This window comes from Streptomyces sp. I05A-00742 (assembly GCF_013055795.1).
In the GTDB taxonomy this organism is placed as follows: domain Bacteria; phylum Actinomycetota; class Actinomycetes; order Streptomycetales; family Streptomycetaceae; genus Streptomyces.
The window spans coordinates 226,543-246,355 of the sequence record NZ_JABETO010000004.1; the positions used below are offsets into that span (position 1 = coordinate 226,543).

Here is a 19,813-nt window from a genome sequence, read left to right on the forward strand (position 1 = left end):
ATGTCACATTGGATTCAGGGCAACAGGGTGTACGTACGGCTTGACGTGTAGAACTCCAGTGCGGCCGCTCCCTGTTCGCGCGGGCCGTGGCCGGAGGCTCCGGCGCCGCCGAACGGCAGGTGGAAGTCGACGCCGGTGGAGGGGGCGTTGACCCGGATCATGCCGGTCCCGAGATGGTCGAGCCCGTGCAGGGCCGCGTCCAGGCCGGCCGTGTGCACCGAGGTGACCAGCCCGTACGGTACGGAGTTGGTGATCCGGACCGCGTCGGCGAGGTCGTCCGCGGCCAGCAGCGCCGCGACCGGGCCGAACACCTCCTCGGTGAGCAGCCGGTGGCCCGGCGGCACCTTCTCGGCCACGGTCGGCGCCGCGTACCAGCCGGGCCCCTCCGGGGCCTGCCCGGCGGCGAGGACGGAGACACCGTCCAGGGCGTCGGTGACGCGGTCGCGGGCCCCCGCGGAGACGACCGGCCCGCACACCGTGGCGACCTCGGCCGGATCGCCCACCGGGAGGGCACGCACCGCCTCCGCCAGGGCCTCGCGGAGGGGTTCGAGGGCGGCGCCCACCGCGATGACCCGGCCGGTGGCGGTGCACTTCTGGCCCGCGTACCCGGCGATCGCGGCGGCGATGTGCGCGGCGGCCCGTCCGATGTCGGCGTCCGGCAGGACGATGGCGGCGTTGAGACCGCCCATCTCGGCCTGGACCGGGACGCCCCGGGCGGTCGCCGCGGCGACGACCGCGGTGCCGACGGCGGTCGAGCCGGTGAAGGAGACCGCGTCGGCGGTGTCGAGCACGGCACCGCCCTCGGCCGCGCCGCCCGGTACGACCGTGAACACCCCGTCCGGGAGGGCCTGTCGCACGGTCTCGGCGAGGCGCAGGGCGCAGACGGTGGCCTCGGGCGCGGGCTTGAAAACGACCGTGTTGCCGGCCGCGAGGGCCGGCGCGGCCTTCCAGCTCGGGATGGCGTAGGGGAAGTTCCAGGGCGTGACGAGGCCCGCGACGCCGTGCGGGCGACGGCGGGTCAGCAGCAGTCCAAGGCCGCCGGCCGGTTCGTGGACGGCGCCGGTCGGCGCGTAGGGGGCCTGCGCGTAGTAGCGCCAGATGGCGACGGTCCGGGCCACCTCCGCCCGTGCCTCCGCGATGGGCTTGCCCACCTCGCGCACGGCGAGGGCGGCCAGTTCACCGGCGGCGGCCTCGATCGCCCGGGCGACCGCCGTGAGGGCCGCGGCGCGGGCGGCCGCGCCGCCGTCCAGCCAGCCCGGCTGCGCGGCACGGGCCATCTCGACGGCGTCGGCGGCGGCGCGGGCCCCGGGCGCCGTGAACTCGGTCAGGACGTCGGAGGGGTCGGCCGGGTTGTACGAGACCATGGGGGCGGAAGTCATAGGAGGAAGCCTCCGGGGAAGGGATCGGCCGGGTCGAGGAAGTACTGGGCGGTGCCCGTGATCCAGGCGCGCCCGGTGATGGCCGGCACGACGGCCGGCACCCCGCCGACCTCCGTCTCCCCCACCAGCCGGCCGGTGAACCGGGTGCCGATGAAGGACTCGTTGACGAAGTCCCGGCCCAGCGGGAGCGCGCCGCGGGCGTGCAGCTGGGCCATCCGGGCGGAGGTCCCCGTGCCGCAGGGCGAGCGGTCGAACCAGCCGGGGTGGATGGCCATGGCGTGCCGCGAGTGGTGCGCGTCCGAGCCGGGCGCGGCCAGGTACACGTGCTTGAGGCCGTTGATCCCGGGCTGCTCGGGGTGGACGGGCCGGTCCGGCGAGGCGTTGACGGCGTCCATGACGGCGAGCCCGGCGGCCAGCAGGTCGTCCTTGCGGGCCCGGTCGAACGGCAGCCCCAGCGCGTCGAGTTCGACGAAGGCGTAGAAGTTGCCGCCGAAGGCGAGGTCGTACGTCACCGTCCCGTACCCGGGCACGTCCGCCTTCCGGTCGAGGGCGACGCAGAAGGAGGGCACGTTGGTGATCGTGGCGGAGGTGGCCGCGCCGTCCTCGACCCGCACGTCGACGGTGACGAGGCCGGCCGGGGCGTCCAGGCGCACGGTGGTGACGGGCTCGGTGACCGGCACCATGCCGGTCTCGACGAGGACGGTGGCGACCCCGATGGTGCCGTGGCCGCACATCGGCAGCACCCCGGACACCTCGATGTAGAGGACGCCGTAGTCGGCGTCGGGGCGGGTGGGGGGCTGGAGGATCGCGCCGCTCATCGAGGCGTGGCCGCGCGGCTCGTACATCAGGAGGGTGCGGAGGTGGTCGAGGTGGTCGACGAAGTGCTGTCTGCGCTCGGCCATGGTGGCGCCGGGTATCACCCCGACACCACCGGTGATGACGCGGGTGGGCATGCCCTCGGTGTGCGAGTCGACGGCGTGGAAGACGTGGCGGGTGCGCACGGACGTCCTTTCGGGAGGCCGCGGGGCGGTCAGTGGTGGCCGTCGGCGACGGCCTTCTCGGTGGCGGCGCGCACCAGGGCCTCGGCCTCGCCGGTGAGGGGGAGGCGGGGCGGCCGGGTGGGACCTCCGGGGCGGCCGACGATGTCCATGGAGAGCTTGATGGCCTGCACGAACTCGGTCTTCGAGTCCCAGCGCAGCAGCGGGTGCAGCGAGGTGTAGAGCGGCCGGGCCGTCTCCATGTCCCCGGCGACGGCGGCGCGGTAGAGCTCGGCGCAGGTGGCGGGAAGGGCGTTGGGGTATCCGGCGATCCAGCCGACGGCGCCGGCGGTCGCCAGCTCCAGCAGGACGTCGTCGGCGCCGATGAGCAGGTCGAGTTCCGGGGCGAGTTCGGCGATCTCGTAGGCACGCCGGACGTCGCCGCTGAACTCCTTGACCGCCACGACGCTGCCGTCGCGGTGGAGCGCGGCCAGCAGGGCGGGCGTCAGGTCGACCTTGGTGTCGATGGGGTTGTTGTAGGCGACGACCGGGATCCCGGCCCGGGCGACGTCGGCGTAGTGGGCGCGGACGGCACGCTCGTCGGCGCGGTAGCCGTTCGGCGGCAGCAACAGGACGGAGCCGCAGCCCGCCTCGGCGGCCTGCTCGGCCCAGCGGCGCGCCTCGGCGCTGCCGTAGGCGGCGACGCCGGGCATCACCCGGGCCCCGTCGCCCGCCGCCTCGACGGCGGTACGGACCACGCGGGCGCGTTCCTCGTCGGTGAGCGTCTGGTACTCGCCGAGCGAGCCGTTGGGGACGACGCCGTCGCAGCCGTTGTCCAGGAGCCAACGGACGTGCGCGGCGTAGGCGTCGTGGTCGACGGAGAGGTCGTCGCGGAGCGGCAGCGTGGTGGCGACCATGATGCCGCGCCAGGGGCGGGCGGTGTTCCAGGAGGTGGCGGTCATGCCGTGAACCCTTCTGTGCTGTGTGACATTTTATTGATGGGCGATCGTATCCACAAGAGGGAGGCGACCGGGGTCAGTTGACGGCTTCCTCCCCGGACGCACCGGCTCCTCCCCCGGACGCACCGGGCCCGGGGGCAGCTTCTTCCCCGGACGCGCCAGGTTCTCCCCCGGACGCACCGGGCCCGGAGGAATCCTGCCCGTCGAGCGCGCCCAGCACCCCCAGCGGGACAGGCGCGGCGAGCGGTCTGCGGTCGGCCGACGGCGGTACGGCCCCCTCCGCCGTACCGCCGCCGGCGAGACAGGCCACGGCCGCCCCGCACACCCGCCCCTGGCACCAGCCCATGCCGGCCCGGGTGAGCAGCTTCACCGTCCGCGCGTCCCGGGCGCCGAAGTCGGTGACCGCCTCGCGGATCCGGCCCGCGGTCACCTCCTCGCAGCGGCATACGTCGGTGTCGTCGGCGAGCCAGCCGGTCCAGCCCGGCCCGGGGGCGTGGGCGGCGGCCATCGCGTCGGCGAAGGCGCGCATCCGGTCGCGGCGGCGGCGCAGGTCCCGTACCCGTCGGCCCGCGCCGGGCCGTGGCCGACCGGTCAGCCGGGCGGCGACCGCGACGGCCGCCAACTCGCCCTCCACGCGGGCGAGTTCCCAGCCTCCGGCTCCGCCGGTCTCCCCCGCGGCCCAGAGACCGGGGACCGAGGTCTCCTGGAGCCCGTCCAGGACGAGGGCGTGCGTGCCGTCCGGGGTGCGCCGGGTGGCGCAGCCGAGCCCGGTGGCGAGCTCGATCTGCGGCGCCAGCCCGTGTCCGACGGCGAGCGCGTCGCAGGCGATCCGGCGGCCGGTGCCCGGCACGGGCCGCCAGTCGCGGTCGAGCCGGGAGACCGTGACGGCCTCCACCCGTTCGGTGCCGTGCACCCGTGTCACCGCGCTACGGGTGCGCAGCGGGACCCGGTGGCGGAGCAACGCCGTACCGTGGACCGCGGCTTCGAGCAGCTTGTGCGGATTGACGGCGAGGGCGCGCGGACGGCGGGCGTAGCCGAGGTAGCCGGACGCCTCGACCACGGCCGGCACCCGCGCCCCGGCGGCGGCCAGCGAGGACGCGACGGCGAGCAGCAGCGGCCCGCTGCCCGCCAAGACGACGCGCGCCCCGGGCAGGACGAGCCCGGACTTGAGCATCGCCTGGGCGCCGCCGGCCCCCACGACGCCGGGCAGGGTCCAGCCGGGGAAGGGCAGTTGGCGTTCCCCGGCCCCGGTCGCCAGCAGCACCGCGCGGGCCCGGACGCGGGCCGGGCTGCCGCCGTCGCCGTCGGGTCCGGTGAGGGCGTGCACGCTCCACGCCTCCTCGCCGTCCCGGGTCACGGTCCAGACGTGGTGGGCGGCGAGGTGGTCGACGGCGCTCGCCTCCAGCCGGGCGCGCAGGGCCGTGAAGGCGGGCCAGTCGTGGTGCAGGGCCTGCGGCCGGATGGCGCCGAGCCCCGGCGCGGGGTGCCGGAAGAACTGGCCGCCGGTCCGTTCGGCCGCGTCGAGCAGCGCGACGTCCAGCCCGAGCCGGGACGCGGTGACGGCACCGGCCATCCCGGCGGGACCCGCGCCGATCACCGCGAGGTCGTACGGTGCGCGGGGCTCAGACGGCGAGGTCGGCATGGCCGTGTCCTTCCTGGGTCGTGACCGCGTCCCCGGGCCGGACAAACACCAGACAGGCCCTCCGGTTGGGCTCTCCGTTGACGGTGGCGAGGCAGTCGAAGCACTGCCCGATGCCGCAGAAGGCGCCGCGCGGGCGGCCGCCGTCGCGGGTGGTGCGCCAGGCGAGGATGCCGGCCCCCCACAGCGCGGCGGCGACGGTCTGCCCGGGCAGGGCGGTGACCGGACGGCCGTCGAAGGTGATCTCGAACGCGGCGTCGGGCACGGCGCCGACGAGGTCGGCGGGGGTGCGATGACGTGCCACGGCAGGGCTCCTCTCCGGTGGGGTGACGGCTTTGGGGACGGCGCTCACGCCGCCGCCCTGAAACGCTCGGGCGCGAACGGCCTTGCGTCGACAGGAGGTTGTTCCCCCGTCAGCATCGCGGCGATCAACGCCCCCGTGGCCGGGGCGAGTCCGATCCCCGCCCCCTCGTGCCCGCAGGCGTGCAGCAGCCCGGGCACCCGCGGGTCCGGCCCGATGGCCGGCAGGTGGTCGGGCAGGTACGGGCGGAACCCGGCGTACGTACGCATCGCCCGCACCCCCGCCAGCACCGGGAACAGGGCGGTCGCCCCGGCCGCGAGGCGGCGCAGCGCCTCCGTCGACAAGGTGCGGTCGAAGCCGACCCGTTCACGGCTCGCCCCGATCAGCACCGGCCCCGCCGGCGTCCCCTCCACCACCGCCGACGTCTGGAGCGCCGCCGACCCGCTCGCCACGTCCGCCACGTAGTCCGCCGCGTACACCTTGTGCCGCACCACGCGCGGCAGCGGTTCGGTGACGAGCACAAAGCCGCGACGCGGCAGCACGGGCAGCTCCACCCCGGCGAGCCGCGCCACCTCACCGCCCCAAGTCCCCGCGGCGTTCACCACATACGGCGCATACACCTCACCGGCGGACGTCCGCACCCCCCGCACCGCACCACCGCTCCCCGTGAGGACGGCGGTGACCCGCTCCCCGGTCCGCACCCGCGCACCCGAGGCACGCAGCAGGTGGGCCGCGGCGAGGGCCGGCTGGACCTGGGCGTCCTGCGGATAGTGGACACCCCCCGCGAGGTCCGGGGCGAGATGCGGCTCCAGGTCGTGCAGCCGGTCCGCCGGGACCTCGTCGGCCGTGACACCCGCCTTCCGCTGCGCCGCGGCGAAGTGCCGCAGCGCCTCCATCCCGACGGGCCCGGAGGCGACCACCAGCCCGCCCTTGCCCTCGTACTCGACGGCCCGCGGAAGCTCCCCGGCCAGCTCCCGCCACAACTCCGCGGACAGCAGCGCCAGATCGAGCTCGGGGCCCGGTTCCTTGTCGGAGACCAGGAGGTTGCCCTCACCGGCCCCCGTGGTCCCGCCCGCGACGGGACCGCGATCGATCACGGTGACGGAGAGGCCGGAGCGGGCGGCGTAGTGGGCACAGGCCGCACCGACGACGCCGGCTCCGACGACGATGACGTCCGAGGAGTTGCTCTGGGGCACGCACAGTAATATTTCACATTGCACTATGCGCTGCCAAGAGCCGGCAGGACCGGAATCAACGCCCCTCCAGCAACTCCCCCATCCACGCCTCGATCCCGTCCGCCGTCCGCGGCAGCGCTCCCGACATCAGCCGGGCGCCGTCCGCGGTGATGACGAGGTCGTCCTCGATGCGCACCCCGATGCCACGCAGTTCGGGCGGCAGGGTCTCGTCGTCCGGCTGGAGGTAGAGGCCGGGTTCGACGGTGAGGACCTGGCCCTCCTCCAGGATGCCGTCGAGGTAGGTGTCGGCTCGTGCCTGGGCGCAGTCGTGGACGTCGAGGCCGAGCATGTGGCCGCTGCTGCAGAGGGTGTAGCGGCGGTGGAGGTCGCCGTCGGGGGTGGGGAGGATGCCCCAGTCGGTGAGGCCCTCGGCGATGACGCGCATGCCGGCACGGTGGAAGTCGCGGAAACTGGCGCCGGGTTCGAGGGCGGCGATGCCGGCGTCCTGGGCGGCGAGGACGAGGTCGTAGACCTGGCGTTGGACGGGTGAGAAGCGTCCGGAGAGGGGGAGGGTGCGGGTGATGTCGGCGGTGTAGAGGGTGTCGGTCTCCACGCCGGCGTCGAGGAGGAGCAGGTCGCGGGGGTTCAGCCGGCCGTCGTTGCGTATCCAGTGCAGGACGCAGGCGTGGGCGCCGGAGGCGGCGATGGTCTCGTAGCCGGTGCCGTTGCCCTCGGCGCGGGCGCGGAGGCCGAAGACGCCCTCGATCCAGCGTTCGCCGCGCGGGTGCGCGAGGGCGTGCGGGAGGGCGCGGACGACGTCCTCGAAGCCGGCGGTGGTGTGGTCCACGGCCCGTTGCAGCTGGTCCACCTCCCAGGCGTCCTTGATCAGCCGCAACTCGCTCAGGACCGACGCCAGTTCACCGTCCACGGACGCGTCGCGCCCCGGGGGCACCGAGCCGTCCAGGGCGGCGCAGGCCAGGCCGGTCATGCGCTCGGTCTCGGCGAGGTCCGGGCGGCGGCCGACCCAGAACTCGCCGTGGCGGCGGTCGCGGTAGAACGCGGAGGATCCGCCGACGCGGGGCGGGCGCGGGCGGACGTACAGCACCGCCTGGTGCCGGTGCGGGCCGTCCGGTTCGAGGACGAGGACGTGGCCGGCCTGGTCCTCGCCGGTCAGACCGGTGAGCCAGGCGTAGGCGCTGTGCGGGCGGAAGCGGAAGTCGCAGTCGTTGGAGCGGACCTTCAGGTCGCCGGCGGGTATGAGCAGCCGCTCGCCGGGGAAGCGGGCGGACAGTCTCTCCCGGCGTGCGGCGGCCGCGTCCGCGACGGGCAGCCGGAGGTCGCCGGGCGGCGGAGCGGGCGTCCACCCCCGCGCCATGGACGCCGCCAACTCGTCGGACACGGGCAGGTCGTGACTCATCGTGCGGATGGGGGTGACTGCGGGTTCACGCACGGTCTTCCTCCTCGGGCTCGTCGGACACAGGTGGGTAACGGAGCTGCCGACACCTTGTCAGTGCAATTTCACATTACTATGTTACGGGTCACATTTCAGCCAGCACTTCGGCTACCGGCATGGCTGTTGGCTGTTCGACCGTTCTCGGAGTGACCACTGATGAACAAGCGCACCTCTGTCGCTCTCGCCGCCACGCTGGCGGCCTCCCTCGCTCTCGGTACGGCCGCCTGTTCGGGCGGGAAGGACTCGGTGGGAGGGGGCAGGGAAGGCGGCAAGAACCCCGCCACCGCCAACCTGGGCGCCGCGGTCGGCGGCACCCCGCACAAGGGCGGCACCCTCACCGTGCTGTCCCACCAGGACTTCACCCATCTCGACCCGGCGCGCAACTGGGTCGTCAGCGAGATGAACTTCGGGACCCGGCTCCTCTACCGCACCCTGGTCACGTACAAGGCCGCCCCCGGGACCGAGGGCGGCAAGCTGGTCCCGGATCTCGCCACCGACCTCGGCACCCCCTCCAACGGCGCCCGGACCTGGACGTTCCACCTCAAGCGGGGGGTGAAGTACGAGGACGGCTCGCCCGTCACCGCGCAGGACGTCAAGTACAACGTGGAGCGGTCCTTCTCCCCCGACCTCCCCGGCGGCGCCGACTACGCGGCCCGCTACCTCGCCGGCGCCGAGGGCTATCAGGGCCCGGCCCAGGGCAAGCACCTGGACTCCGTCAGGACGCCGGACGACCACACCATCGTCTTCGAACTGCGCAAGCCGTTCGCCGAGTTCCCCAACGCGGCGGTCATGCCGACCTTCGCGCCCGTCCCGCGGGCGAAGGACAAGGGCCCGCAGTACGACAACAGACCGTTCTCCTCCGGCCCGTACAAGATCGACTCCTTCGCCCGGGGCAAGAAGCTCGTCCTGGTCCGCAACGAGCACTGGAACCCGAAGACGGACGAGGTCCGCAAGGCGTACCCGGACAAGCTCGTCGTCACCATGGGGCTCAAGGCCAACCAGATCGACGACCGCATGGTCGCCGCCCGGGGCACCGACGCCTCCGCCGTGCCGTGGGGCGCGCTCCGGCCGGAGAGCGCGCCCAAGGTGCTGACCTCCGCCGAGGTGCGCAAGCGGCTGCTCGCCGAGTCGCAGAACTGCACCGACATGGTCCAGATGCACACCGGCCGGGCGCCCTTCGACAACGTCAAGGTGCGGCAGGCCGTGCAGTACGCCCTCGACCGGGACTCCGTCCTGACCTCCTCCGGCGGCCCCGCCTTCAACGACCCGTCGACCGCCTACATGCCCGCCGGGCTCTTCGACGGCAAGCAGCCCGACACCCTGAGGATCCCCGCCACCGGCGATGTGGCGAAGGCCAAGGAGCTGCTGAAGGAGGCCGGCAAGCCCGACGGCTTCTCCACCAAGATGACCGTCTCGTCCGGGGACAAGGGCCGGGCCGAGGCGATACAGCAGTCGCTGGGCAAGGCCGGCATCAAGGTCACCATCGAGACCGTGGACCCGTCCGCGTTCTACGCCACCATCGGCGACACCAAGAACCGCACCGACATGGTGTACACCGGCTGGTGCCCCGACTACCCGTCCGGCTCGACCTTCCTGCCCTTCGTCTTCGACGGCCGCTACATCAAGGAGAAGGGCAACTCCGGCAACCACTCGCTCTTCCGCGACGACGCCACCATGAAGCGGATGGACGAGATCGCCGCCATGACCGACGCGCGCCAGGCGGCCCGGGCCTGGCAGCAGCTGGACGGCGAGATCCTGGCCAAGGCCCCGGCCGTGCCGGTGCTGATCCGGCGGTGGCCGCTGGTCCTCGGCAGCAATGTGGCCGGGGCGTACGGGCACACCGTCTTCGGCGGTCAGCTCGACTACGCGACCGTCGGCCTCAAGGACCCGTCGAAGAGCCGGGACTGAGGTCCGTCACCCCATGACCACCACCCCCGCAACCACCGCGCAGGCCTCCAAGGCCCCCACCGGCAGCGGCCCCTGGCGGCTCGCCGTCGCGGAACTCCGCCGCCGCCCCTCCGTCACGGTCTCCCTCGCCGTCGTCGCCCTCTTCCTGCTCATGGCGGCCGGCGCCCCGCTGCTGAGCGCGCTCGGCGGCTGGTCCCCCGAGGAGTTCGACAAGACCGCCGTCGACCCGTACCTCGGCGGACGGCCCATCGGCCCGCTCGGCGGTGTCTCCGCCGACCACTGGCTCGGCGTGGAACCCGTCACCGGCCGCGACCTGTTCGCCCGTGTCGTGCACGGCGCCCAGGTCTCGCTGTTCATCGCGCTCACCGCCACGGCCATCGTCGTCGTCATCGGCACGGCGGCCGGCATCGCGGCGGGCTACTTCGGCGGCCGCACCGACACCGTGCTCTCCCGGCTGATGGACCTCACCATGTCCTTCCCCTCCCTCATCTTCATGATCGCGATGATGTCGGTGGCGAAGGACGTCAACCGGATCGTCCTGATGACCGCCGTCATCGGCCTGTTCGGCTGGCCGGGCGTCGCCCGCGTCGTCCGCGGCCAGACCCTCTCGCTCAAGCACCGCGAGTACGTCGACGCCGCCCGCGTCGGCGGCTCGGGACCCTGGCGCATCCTCACCCGCGACATCCTCCCCGGCGTCTCCGGGCCCGTCATCGCGTACACCACCCTGATCGTCCCCGGCATGATCGCCACCGAGGCGGCCCTGAGCTACCTGGGCGTCGGCGTCCGCCCGCCCACCCCCTCGTGGGGGCAGATGATCGCCGAGAGCGTCGCCTTCTACGACACGGACCCCATGTACTTCGTCGTCCCCAGCACCTGTCTGTTCCTGACCGTGCTCGCCTTCACCCTGCTCGGCGACGCGCTGCGCGACGTCCTCGACCCGAGGAGCCGCCGCACATGATCGTCTACCTCGGCCGCAGGCTCCTCGGCGTCGTCGGTGTGCTCGTCGCCGTCGCCGCCGTCACCTTCACCATCTTCTACGTCCTGCCCTCCGACCCCGCGGCCGCCGCCTGCGGCAAGTCGTGCAGCGTGGAGCGGCTGGAGGCGATCCGCGCCCACATGGGCCTCGACCGGCCGCTGTGGCGGCAGTTCGCGGACTTCGTCACCGGCGTCTTCACCGGCCGGACCATGGGCACCGGCCAGTACGCCCTGCACTGCGACTTCCCCTGCTTCGGCTACTCGTACGAGAACTCCGAGGCGGTCTGGGACCTGCTGATGGACCGCCTCCCCGTCTCCGCCTCGCTCGCCGTGGGCGCGGCCGTGCTCTGGCTGCTGCTCGGCCTGAGCACCGGGGTCGCCGCCGCCCTGCGCAAGGACACCCTCACCGACCGGGCCCTGATGATCGGGGCCGTCGCCGCCGCGTCGATGCCGGTCTACTTCACCTCGATGATGCTCATCTACGGGCTCATCCGGGTGGCCGGTCTGCTGCCCTACCCCGAGTACGTGCCGTTCGGCGACGACCCGGCCGAGTGGGCGTCCAACCTGCTCCTGCCGTGGCTCGCCCTGGCGGTGCTGTACGCCGCCATGTACGCGCGCCAGAGCCGCAGTTCGATGATCGAGACGATGGCGGAGCCGTACATCCGCACCGCCCGCGCCAAGGGACTGCCGCGCCGCACGGTCGTCGTCAAGCACGGGCTGCGGTCCGGCATGACGCCGATCCTGACGCTCTTCGGCATGGACCTGGGCGGGCTGCTCGCGGGCGCCGTCATCACCGAGTCCATCTTCGGCCTCCCGGGCATCGGACGGCTCTTCTACGGCGCGCTGTCCACCGGTGACCAGCCGGTCATCCTCGGCGTCACCCTGCTGGCCGCCGCCTTCATCGTCGTCGCCAACCTGGCCGTCGACCTGCTCTACGCCGTCGTCGACCCGCGAGTGAGGTACTGATGGCCGTCGAAACGCAGCAACCGCTGCTGTCCGTCGAGGACCTGACCGTCACCTTCCCCACCCGGCACGGTCCCGTACGGGCCGTGGACTCCCTCAACTTCACCGTGGACCGCGGGCAGACGCTCGGCATCGTCGGCGAGTCCGGCTCCGGCAAGTCCGTCACCTCGCTGGCCGTGATGGGCCTGCACACCGGCGCGGAGGTCACCGGTTCCATCGCCCTCGACGGCCGGGAGCTCACCGGACTGCCCGAGCGCGAGCTGAACCGGCTGCGCGGCCGCCGGATGGCGATGATCTTCCAGGACCCGCTCTCCAGCCTCCACCCCTCCTACACCGTCGGCGAGCAGATCGCCGAGCACCACCGCGTCCACTTCGGCTCCCGCCGCGCGGCGGCCCGCAGACGGGCCGTGGACATGCTCGGCGAGGTCGGCATCCCCGAACCCGCCCGCCGGGCCGGCGAGTACCCGCACCAGTTCTCCGGCGGAATGCGCCAGCGCGCGATGATCGCCATGGCGCTCGCCTGCGAACCGGACCTGCTCATCGCCGATGAACCGACCACCGCCCTCGACGTCACCGTCCAGGCCCAGATCCTGGAACTGCTCGCCCGCCTCCAGGAGGAACGCGGACTCGCCGTCGTCATGATCACGCACGACCTCGGGGTGGTGGCCCGGGTCGCCCGGGACGTCCTGGTGATGTACGGCGGCCGGGCGGCCGAACAGGCCCCGGTCGACGACCTGTTCGCCCGGCCCGCCCACCCGTACACCCGGGGCCTCCTCGACTCCCTCCCCCGGCTCGACGACACCGACGACGCGCCCCTGCGCGCCATTCCCGGCAGCCCGCCCTCGCTCCTGACGCCCGCCCCCGGCTGCGCGTTCGCCCCGCGCTGCCCGCGGGCCGCGGCCGCGGCGCCGGACGACCGCGCGCGCTGCGAGCGCACCGGACCCGAGCTCGTCCCGTCCCACGGACACCTGGTCGCCTGCCACCTCTCCCTGCACACCGACGACCTGCACACCGACGACCGCGTCCGCGGAGGCACCCGATGACCGCACCCCTGCTCTCCGTACGGGAGCTGACGATGAGCTTCCCCGGCAGGCGCGGCCGTTCCGCCCCCGTCCGGGCCGTCGACGGCGTCTCCTTCGAGGTGGCGGCGGGCGAGACCCTGGGCCTGGTCGGCGAGTCCGGCTGCGGCAAGTCCACCACCGGGCGCGTGATCGTACGGCTGCTGGAGCCCACCGCCGGCACGGTCGCCTACGACGGCCGGGACATCAGCCACCTTCGGCAGCGCGAACTCAAGCCGCTGCGCGGCGCGTTGCAGATGGTCTTCCAGGACCCGCACTCCTCCCTCAACCCGCGCCAGACCGTCGCCCGGATCATCGCCGATCCGCTGCTGGTGCGCGGCAGTTCGGCGGCGGACGCCCGCAGGCGGGCTGCGGAGCTGATGGACCTGGTCGGGCTCATCCCCGAACACCTCGACCGCTACCCGCACGAGTTCTCCGGCGGCCAGGCCCAGCGCATCGGCATCGCCCGCTCGCTCGCCACCGGCCCCCGGCTGATCGTCGCCGACGAGCCGGTCTCGGCCCTCGACGTCTCCGTACAGGCCCAGATCGTCAACCTGATGGAACGGCTCCAGCGCGAGCTCGGCCTCGCCTACCTCTTCATCGCCCACGACCTGTCGGTGGTGAAGCGGGTGTGCGACCGGGTCGCCGTGATGTACCTCGGCCGCATCGTCGAGATCGGCGACAAACGGACGGTCTACGACTCCCCCGCCCACCCCTACACCCGCGCCCTGCTCTCGGCCGTCCCGCTGCCCGACCCGGCGGCCGAGCGGGCCCGGGAACGGATCACCCTGCACGGCGACCCGCCGAGCCCGGCCGCGCCCCCGCCCGGCTGCACCTTCCACCCCCGCTGCCCCAAGGCCCAGGAGATCTGCCGCACCGAGGCCCCGCTGCTGCGGATCGCCCCGCCCGGCGGGACCCGCGAAGTGGCCTGCCACTTCCCGGAGGCGGCCTGATCGCCGTGGAACTGGAGCTCCGGCACCTGCGGGCGGTCTGCGCGATCGCCGAGGCGGGCAGCCTCACCCGCGCCGCCGCCGCGCTGCGCACCACCCAGCCCGCGCTCAGCGCCCAACTGCGGCGCGTCGAACGGATGCTGGGCGGCACGCTCTTCGAACGCCGGCCCGCCGGGGTCGTGCCCACCTCCCTCGGCGAGCTGGTCCTCCACCGGGCGCGCGCCGTGCTGCCCGGCATCGACGGCCTGCTCGCCGACACCGCGCGCGCCGCCCGCCGCCGGGCCGCGCCGGACCGCGTCAGGATCGGCTCGGTGGGCGCCCCACTGCTCGGCCGTCTGACGCTGGCGGTACGGGCGTCGCTGCCCAGTGCCGAGGTGACCGTCCGCTGCCGGAACTCCCCCGCGCCGCTCCTCGACGACCTGGCCGCGGAGCGCCTGGAGGCGGCGGTCCTCGGCGACCACCCCGGCCACGAGCTCGTCCCCCGGGGCGGCGCCGAGCTCCGCCCCCTGGTCACCGAGCCCGTCTTCGCCCTGCTGCCCTCCGGCCATCCGCTGGCCGCCGGGGAAGAGGTGGACCTCGACCGTCTCGTCGACGAGGACTGGGCCGTCCCCCGCCCCGACGACGACCGCACCCGCGAGTACTGGTCCCGCGCCCTCGCCCTCACGGGCCGCGACCCCCGCACCCCCTACGAGGCCGAGGGCCGCCAGCTCGTCGAACTCGTCCGCTGCGGCCTCGCCGTCAGCCTCTGCCAGGCCACCTTCACCGAGGTCCCCGGCGTCACCGTCCGCCCCCTCACCGGCAACCCGCTCCAGTACCGCCACATCCTCGCCTGGCACCGCGACGGCCCCCTGGCCCCGCACGGCGACGACATCGTCCGCCGCGTCGGCGAGGGGTACCTCGCCTCCTGCGCCGCGAGCCCCGTCTACGCCCGGTGGCGCGCCCGTCATCCGGGAGCGGCGCGGGTGGTGACCTGAGCACCCCGGCCCCGTCCCTACCGCGCCTCCGCCCCCCGAAGCTGGTACAGCTCGGGCACGGAGACCTTGATCGGCTCCTGCGTGGTCCGTGCGATCACGACGACCACGGGCTCGTCCGGGTCGGGGTTCTCCTCGCGGTGGGGGACGAACGGGGGGACGAGGAGGAAGTCGCCGGGGTGGGCGGTGATCCGCACCTCCTGGGTGCCGTCGTGGTAGACGAAGACCGGGTGGCCGCTGACCACGTAGATCCCGGCCTCCGACGCGCCGTGGTGGTGGTTGTCCGTCGCACTCAGCGGCGGGTTCTCCACCAGGCCCATCCAGAGCTTCTTCGAGCCCACCGTGCCGCCGCTGATGGCGGCGTAGCCGTCCAGCTCCCCGGACTTGACGTGGTGGACGCGGTTGTTCAGCGGCGCGTCGCCCTCGGTGCCCGTCGCGGTCCCGGTGTTTCCGTCGGTGGTCATGGTGTGCCCCTCCTGATCGTTTCCGCCGGCTGTCCCGCCGGGTCACCAGAGTGCGGCCGGCGTGCCCGAAGCGACAACGATCGTTGCCGAATCGGCAACACTGCGGGCAGCGACAGACGAAAGGCCGCCCCCTCGCGGACGAGGGAGCGGCCTTGTCGGGGCAGGGTGCCGGGTGTCAGACCACCGGGGCCGGGAACGTCGGGTACTCGACGCCGGAGACGTGCTGGACGACGCGGATGACCTGGCAGGAGTAGCCGAACTCGTTGTCGTACCAGAGGTAGAGGATGGCGTTGTCGCCCTCGACCTTGGTGGCGCCCGCGTCGACGATCGAGGCGTGGCGGGAGCCGATGAAGTCGCTGGAGACCGCGTCGGGGGCGGTGATGAAGTCGATCTGGCGCTTCAGCGGCGAGGTCAGCGAGACATTGCGGAGGTAGTCGAGGACGTCCTCGCGGGTGGTCTCGCGGGCGAGCTGCAGGTTGAGGATCGCGATCGAGACGTCCGGCACGGGGACGCGGATCGAGCTGCCGGTGATCTTCGCCTGGAGGTCGGGCAGCGCCTTGGCGACGGCCGAGGCCGCGCCGGTCTCGGTGATGACCATGTTGAGCGGCGCCGAGCGGCCGCGGCGCTCGGACTTGTGGTAATTGTCCAGCAGGTTCTGGTCGTTCGTGAACGAGTGGACGGTCTCGACGTGACCGCGCAGCACACCGTACTCGTCGGCCATCGCCTTCAGCGGCGGGACGATCGCGTTGGTGGTGCAGGACGCGCAGGAGATGATCTGCTCGTCCGGCTTGATCATGTCGTGGTTGACGCCATGGACGATGTTGGGGACGTCGCCCTTGCCCGGCGCGGTCAGGACGACCTTGTCGATCCCGGGGCGCAGGTGCTGGGACAGGCCCTCGCGGTCACGCCACTTGCCGGTGTTGTCGATGAGGATGGCGTCCTTGATGCCGTACGCCGTGTAGTCGACCTCGCCGGGGTCGTTGGCGTAGATCACCTTGATCTCGTTGCCGTTGGCGGTGATCGTGCTGTTCGCCTCGTCGACGGTGATCGTGCCCTGGAACTGGCCGTGGATCGAGTCACGGCGCAGCAGGGAGGCGCGCTTGATGATGTCCTCGCCGCCGCCCCCGCGGACGACGATGGCGCGCAGCCGCAGCCCGTTGCCGGAGCCGGACTTCTCGATGAGCAGGCGGGCGACGAGGCGGCCGATGCGGCCGAACCCGTAGAGGACGACGTCGCGGCCCTCGCCGCGCTCGATCTTGTTGGCGCCGGTGGCTCCGGCGACGGCCCGGGCGGTGAACTCCGCCACCGGGAGACCGCGCTCGTCGGTCCGGTAGGTCGCGGCGAGCATGCCGATGTCGATCTGGGAAGGACCGAGGTCGAGCGTGGTGAGAGCCTCCAGGAACGGCAGGGTCTCGGTGACCGAGAGCTCCTCACCGGCTATCTGGCGGGCGAACCGGTGGGTCTTGAGGATGCTGACCACCGACTTGTTCACCAGGGAGCGGCTGTGGACCAGGACGGTGACATCCCGCTCCCGGTGCAGCTTCCCGATGATCGGGATCATCGACTCCGCAATTTCCTCGCGGTTCTTCCAATTGGTGAACGTGTCCTCGTTGACAGTCACAGGAGCATCACTTTCGAGCTAGGCGGCGCTCACATGCTAACCCCCTGGCCATTTGATCCTTCAAGCGGTGCCCCCGCGGGGCCCCGCAGCCGCCGGTACACCGAGCGGTGGAGCTGGTCCTTGGCCGGTCCTGTGGTGCGCCAGGACAGGTGCCACTCGTCGGGCGAGACGACGGTGAAGGTCCCGTCGTAGCGGTCCTGGGCACAGGGGTGCCGGGTGGTCCAGTGGCCGGTCCGCAGGTCGAGGGGGTGGAAGGGCCGGCCGTCGGCGAAGGCGACGTCCGCGGTGCCGTCCGGGCGGGGGCGCAGCCGGAGCGTCCGGCCCGCCCGGTTGGTGGTGCCGTTCCAGGTCAGGACGCCGTCCTCGATGTGCAGGAGCTCCCCGTCCCCGGCGGCCGGCCGGAACTCGGCCGTGCCCCGGAACGTCCCGTCGGCGCCGGTGGCCAGGTCGCCGAGCGTCCGCTCGACCGACCACCGGCCGGTCAGGTAGGCGGCGGCGTCGGGGACCGGGTGCGTGACCGGCGCCACGGGCGGTTCGGGGGTGACGGGGGTGACGGAACTCATGGCCGCATTGTCGCGCGGCCCGGGCCGGCGGCGCCCCTGCCCGGCGGGCCCCGCCGTCAGGGCCGCTCCGCCACCAGGTCCTCCTGCCGGAGCCGGGCGACGAGGATGTCGTTCACCCGGTCGGGAGCCTCCAGGTACCCGTAGTGACCGGTCCCCTCGACGACGTCGAAGCCCGCGCCCGGGATGGCCTCGGCGACCTCCCGGCCGAAGGCGGGCGGGGTGATCACGTCGTCGGAGAAGGCGATGACGTGGCACGGACGTGTGATCCGGCGGTACGCGGCGCGCCGGTCGGGCATCGCGGAGAACTCCATGTGCACGCGCTCGCCCGCGCCGCGCGGTGCCGCCATGCCGAACAGTCCCAGCCAGTCACCGGCCCGGTCGGGATCCGCCAGGGTCCGCGGGGACAGGTACTTCAGGGCCCTCACCACGGCGGCGTACCGCGGGGGCAGGGCCAGGCCCGCGTCGTGGAGCTCGATCTCCGCCTCCGCCATGGCCCGGCGCATCTCGTCCGTCCGCGCCCGCGTCGCCATCAGCACGGCGGACCGGACGAGTTCGGGGCGGGCGAGCATCAGTTCCTGGCAGATCTGCGCTCCCATGGAGGTGCCGACCAGCCGGACCGGGCCGGCTCCCAGCTCCTCGACGAGGGCGGCCGTGTCCCGCACCATGTCGTCGATCGTGAAGCCCTCGGCGCACCGGTCGGTGGGCGGGATGCCGCGGTGGTCGAAGGTGATGACCCGGAATCCCGCCCGGGTGAGGGCGGGGACCTGGTACACGTCCCAGACGTGGCCCGCGCTGCCGCTGCCCATCACCATCAGCACGGGGTCTCCGGAGCCGTGCACCTCGTAGTGCAGCCGTATTCCGTTCACGTACGCCCAGGCCATACGACCCACCCCGCCGATGTTGCTCCGTGGCCCGTGCCATGGGTAACCGGCGTCCCACTCCGGTCACTTGGACACCAGGAAATCACCGGGATCGTACATCGACGTACCGTTCGCCGGGCTCGTACCGACCTCGGCCCCCGCCACCTGGCCGGAAATCGCGCGGATGTGGCCGGGCATCACCGTCCGGAACGGGCAGGACCGAACAGGACGGGACGAATTCCGCCGGGCGGGCGCGTCCCTTCGGCTCGTCCGGGCGGCGGCACGCGCCGCGTCGGCGGAGCGTACGGGTCCGTTGCCCCTACCGTGCCGGAGTGCGGCGATTCACGGACGGCGGGGCGACACGGGTCGGGACGGAAGCGGGAACCGGAACGGGCGCGAGGTGGCGGCCCGGGTACCCGGCGGCCGCCGCCGTGTTCGCGACCGGCATGGCCGGGACCACGCTGCCCACCCCCCTGTACGGGCTCTACCAGCAGCGGATCGGCTTCTCCGAGCTGACGGTGACGGTCGTGTTCGCCACGTACGCGGTCGCCGTCATCGCCGCCCTGCTGATCGCGGGCAACTACGCGGACGTCATGGGCCGCAGGCCCGTCATCCTGGCCGCCATGGCGTTCTCCGCCGCGAGCGCGGGCTGCTTCCTCCTCGCCCGCGACCTGCCCCCGCTCTTCGCCGGACGGCTGCTCTCGGGACTCGCCGCGGGCCTCCTCAGCGGCGCGGCGACGGCCGCCGTCATCGAACTGGCCGGTCCCGGCAGGAAGGCGCGGGCCGGGTTCGCGGCCACCGCCGCCAACATGGGCGGCCTCGGCTGCGGCCCCCTGCTGTCGGGGCTGCTCGCCCAGTACGCGCCCTGGCCCCTCCACCTGGTGTTCTGGGTCCATCTGGGACTCGTGGTGCTGGCCGGCGCGCTGACATGGCTGCTGCCGGAGACCGTCGAGGACCCGGAGCGATGGCCTCCGCCGAGGCCGCGGGGCATGGTGGTGCCGCCGGAGGTGAAGGGCGTGTTCGTCCCCGTGTCCGTGGCGGCCTTCGCCGGTTTCGCGCTGCTCGGCCTGTTCACCGCCGTCGCGCCGAGCTTCGTCGCGCAGACCCTCGACGTGCACAACCTGGCCGTGTCCGGCGCCGTCGTCTTCTCCGTCTTCCTCGCCTCGACGGCCGGCCAGTCCCTCACCCGGAAGGCCGGCGCCCGCCGCGCCCTCCCCGCCGGCTGCGCGACGCTGGTCGCGGGCCTCCTCCTGGTCGCCCTGTCCCTCGCCGTCCAGTCCCTCCCCGTGCTCGTCGCGGGGGCCCTCCTCGGCGGCACCGGCCAGGGCCTCGCCTTCCGCGCCGCCCTCGCCCTCCTCGACGCCGCCGCCCCGCCGCGCCATCGCGGCGGGACCATCTCCGCGTTCTTCGTCGTCGCCTACACCGGGATCTCCCTGCCGGTCGTCGGCGTCGGCGCCCTCGCCACCTGGCTGGGACTGCGCCCGGCCGGCCTCGTGTTCGCCGGCTGCGTCATCGCCGTCGCCGCCTCGGCGGGCACGTACGCGGCGCTGCGGCCGCCGAAGGCTGAGTAGGGGTACTCATGACGCCTCCCGTGACC

Annotated in this window: 18 protein-coding genes; 7 read left to right on the forward strand and 11 right to left on the reverse strand. The window is 73.4% G+C overall.

Annotation, left to right across the window (positions count from 1 at the left end):
• Nucleotides 1-14: 14 nt before the first annotated feature.
• From HN013_RS05780 to HN013_RS05810, 7 genes are all read right to left on the reverse strand, one after another.
• Entirely contained in the window at nucleotides 15-1,379 is a 1,365-nt protein-coding gene (locus HN013_RS05780; RefSeq protein WP_171163640.1) for an aldehyde dehydrogenase family protein, read from the reverse strand.
• The gene (locus tag HN013_RS05785) at nucleotides 1,376-2,380 is read right to left on the reverse strand and encodes a proline racemase family protein (protein WP_171163642.1); all 1,005 of its coding nucleotides are present in this window, start codon (nucleotides 2,378-2,380) and stop codon (nucleotides 1,376-1,378) included. The genes HN013_RS05780 and HN013_RS05785 overlap by 4 nt, the downstream gene beginning before the upstream one ends.
• Before the next feature lie 29 nt (nucleotides 2,381-2,409).
• On the reverse strand, nucleotides 2,410-3,318 hold the full coding sequence (locus tag HN013_RS05790) for a dihydrodipicolinate synthase family protein (RefSeq protein WP_171163644.1): 909 nt from the start codon (nucleotides 3,316-3,318) through the stop codon (nucleotides 2,410-2,412).
• A gap of 73 nt (nucleotides 3,319-3,391) precedes the next feature.
• Entirely contained in the window at nucleotides 3,392-4,957 is a 1,566-nt protein-coding gene (locus HN013_RS05795; RefSeq protein ID WP_171163646.1) for an NAD(P)/FAD-dependent oxidoreductase, read from the reverse strand.
• A complete protein-coding gene (locus tag HN013_RS05800) occupies nucleotides 4,938-5,258 on the reverse strand; it encodes a (2Fe-2S)-binding protein (protein WP_171163648.1) in 321 nt (106 codons plus the stop codon). Before HN013_RS05800 ends, HN013_RS05795 begins: the two co-directional genes overlap by 20 nt.
• A 44-nt stretch (nucleotides 5,259-5,302) precedes the next feature.
• Nucleotides 5,303-6,451: an FAD-binding oxidoreductase gene (locus HN013_RS05805; protein ID WP_171163650.1), complete on the reverse strand. Its 1,149-nt coding sequence runs from the start codon at nucleotides 6,449-6,451 to the stop codon at nucleotides 5,303-5,305.
• A 55-nt stretch (nucleotides 6,452-6,506) separates the two neighbouring features.
• Nucleotides 6,507-7,847 carry an aminopeptidase P family protein gene (locus HN013_RS05810; protein ID WP_171163815.1) on the reverse strand — a complete coding sequence of 447 codons (1,341 nt, stop codon included), beginning with the start codon at nucleotides 7,845-7,847 and terminating at the stop codon, nucleotides 6,507-6,509.
• 192 nt (nucleotides 7,848-8,039) lie between these two features.
• Here HN013_RS05810 and HN013_RS05815 point away from each other — a divergent pair, with 192 nt between their 5' ends.
• From HN013_RS05815 to HN013_RS05840, 6 genes are read left to right on the forward strand one after another with little or no spacing between them, the layout of a single operon-like run.
• The gene (locus tag HN013_RS05815; protein ID WP_171163652.1) at nucleotides 8,040-9,791 is read left to right on the forward strand and encodes an ABC transporter substrate-binding protein; all 1,752 of its coding nucleotides are present in this window, start codon (nucleotides 8,040-8,042) and stop codon (nucleotides 9,789-9,791) included.
• A 13-nt stretch (nucleotides 9,792-9,804) separates the two neighbouring features.
• Complete coding sequence (locus HN013_RS05820) at nucleotides 9,805-10,749, forward strand: ABC transporter permease (protein ID WP_171163654.1); 945 nt, start codon at nucleotides 9,805-9,807, stop codon at nucleotides 10,747-10,749.
• Nucleotides 10,746-11,732 carry an ABC transporter permease gene (locus HN013_RS05825; RefSeq protein ID WP_171163655.1) on the forward strand — a complete coding sequence of 329 codons (987 nt, stop codon included), beginning with the start codon at nucleotides 10,746-10,748 and terminating at the stop codon, nucleotides 11,730-11,732. The genes HN013_RS05820 and HN013_RS05825 overlap by 4 nt, the downstream gene beginning before the upstream one ends.
• Nucleotides 11,732-12,772, forward strand: coding sequence for an ABC transporter ATP-binding protein (locus HN013_RS05830; RefSeq protein ID WP_171163657.1), 1,041 nt, complete (start codon nucleotides 11,732-11,734; stop codon nucleotides 12,770-12,772). The genes HN013_RS05825 and HN013_RS05830 overlap by 1 nt, the downstream gene beginning before the upstream one ends.
• The gene (locus tag HN013_RS05835) at nucleotides 12,769-13,740 is read left to right on the forward strand and encodes an ABC transporter ATP-binding protein (RefSeq protein WP_171163659.1); all 972 of its coding nucleotides are present in this window, start codon (nucleotides 12,769-12,771) and stop codon (nucleotides 13,738-13,740) included. Before HN013_RS05830 ends, HN013_RS05835 begins: the two co-directional genes overlap by 4 nt.
• A 5-nt stretch (nucleotides 13,741-13,745) precedes the next feature.
• Nucleotides 13,746-14,711, forward strand: coding sequence for a LysR family transcriptional regulator (locus HN013_RS05840; RefSeq protein ID WP_171163661.1), 966 nt, complete (start codon nucleotides 13,746-13,748; stop codon nucleotides 14,709-14,711).
• 17 nt (nucleotides 14,712-14,728) lie between these two features.
• Here HN013_RS05840 and HN013_RS05845 read toward each other — a convergent pair whose 3' ends face one another.
• The 4 genes from HN013_RS05845 to HN013_RS05860 all read right to left on the reverse strand — a co-directional run bounded on the left by HN013_RS05845 (nucleotide 14,729) and on the right by HN013_RS05860 (nucleotide 18,237).
• A complete protein-coding gene (locus tag HN013_RS05845; RefSeq protein ID WP_171163663.1) occupies nucleotides 14,729-15,172 on the reverse strand; it encodes a cupin domain-containing protein in 444 nt (147 codons plus the stop codon).
• Between the two features lie 175 nt (nucleotides 15,173-15,347).
• Nucleotides 15,348-16,793, reverse strand: coding sequence for a glyceraldehyde-3-phosphate dehydrogenase (locus tag HN013_RS05850; protein WP_171163665.1), 1,446 nt, complete (start codon nucleotides 16,791-16,793; stop codon nucleotides 15,348-15,350).
• A gap of 29 nt (nucleotides 16,794-16,822) precedes the next feature.
• Nucleotides 16,823-17,356, reverse strand: coding sequence for a DUF6314 family protein (locus tag HN013_RS05855; RefSeq protein WP_171163667.1), 534 nt, complete (start codon nucleotides 17,354-17,356; stop codon nucleotides 16,823-16,825).
• A gap of 56 nt (nucleotides 17,357-17,412) precedes the next feature.
• The gene (locus tag HN013_RS05860) at nucleotides 17,413-18,237 is read right to left on the reverse strand and encodes an alpha/beta fold hydrolase (RefSeq protein ID WP_171163669.1); all 825 of its coding nucleotides are present in this window, start codon (nucleotides 18,235-18,237) and stop codon (nucleotides 17,413-17,415) included.
• A 425-nt stretch (nucleotides 18,238-18,662) separates the two neighbouring features.
• Between HN013_RS05860 and HN013_RS05865 the strand changes: the two genes are divergently transcribed.
• A complete protein-coding gene (locus HN013_RS05865) occupies nucleotides 18,663-19,787 on the forward strand; it encodes an MFS transporter (RefSeq protein WP_171163817.1) in 1,125 nt (374 codons plus the stop codon).
• Nucleotides 19,788-19,813 lie beyond the last annotated feature (26 nt).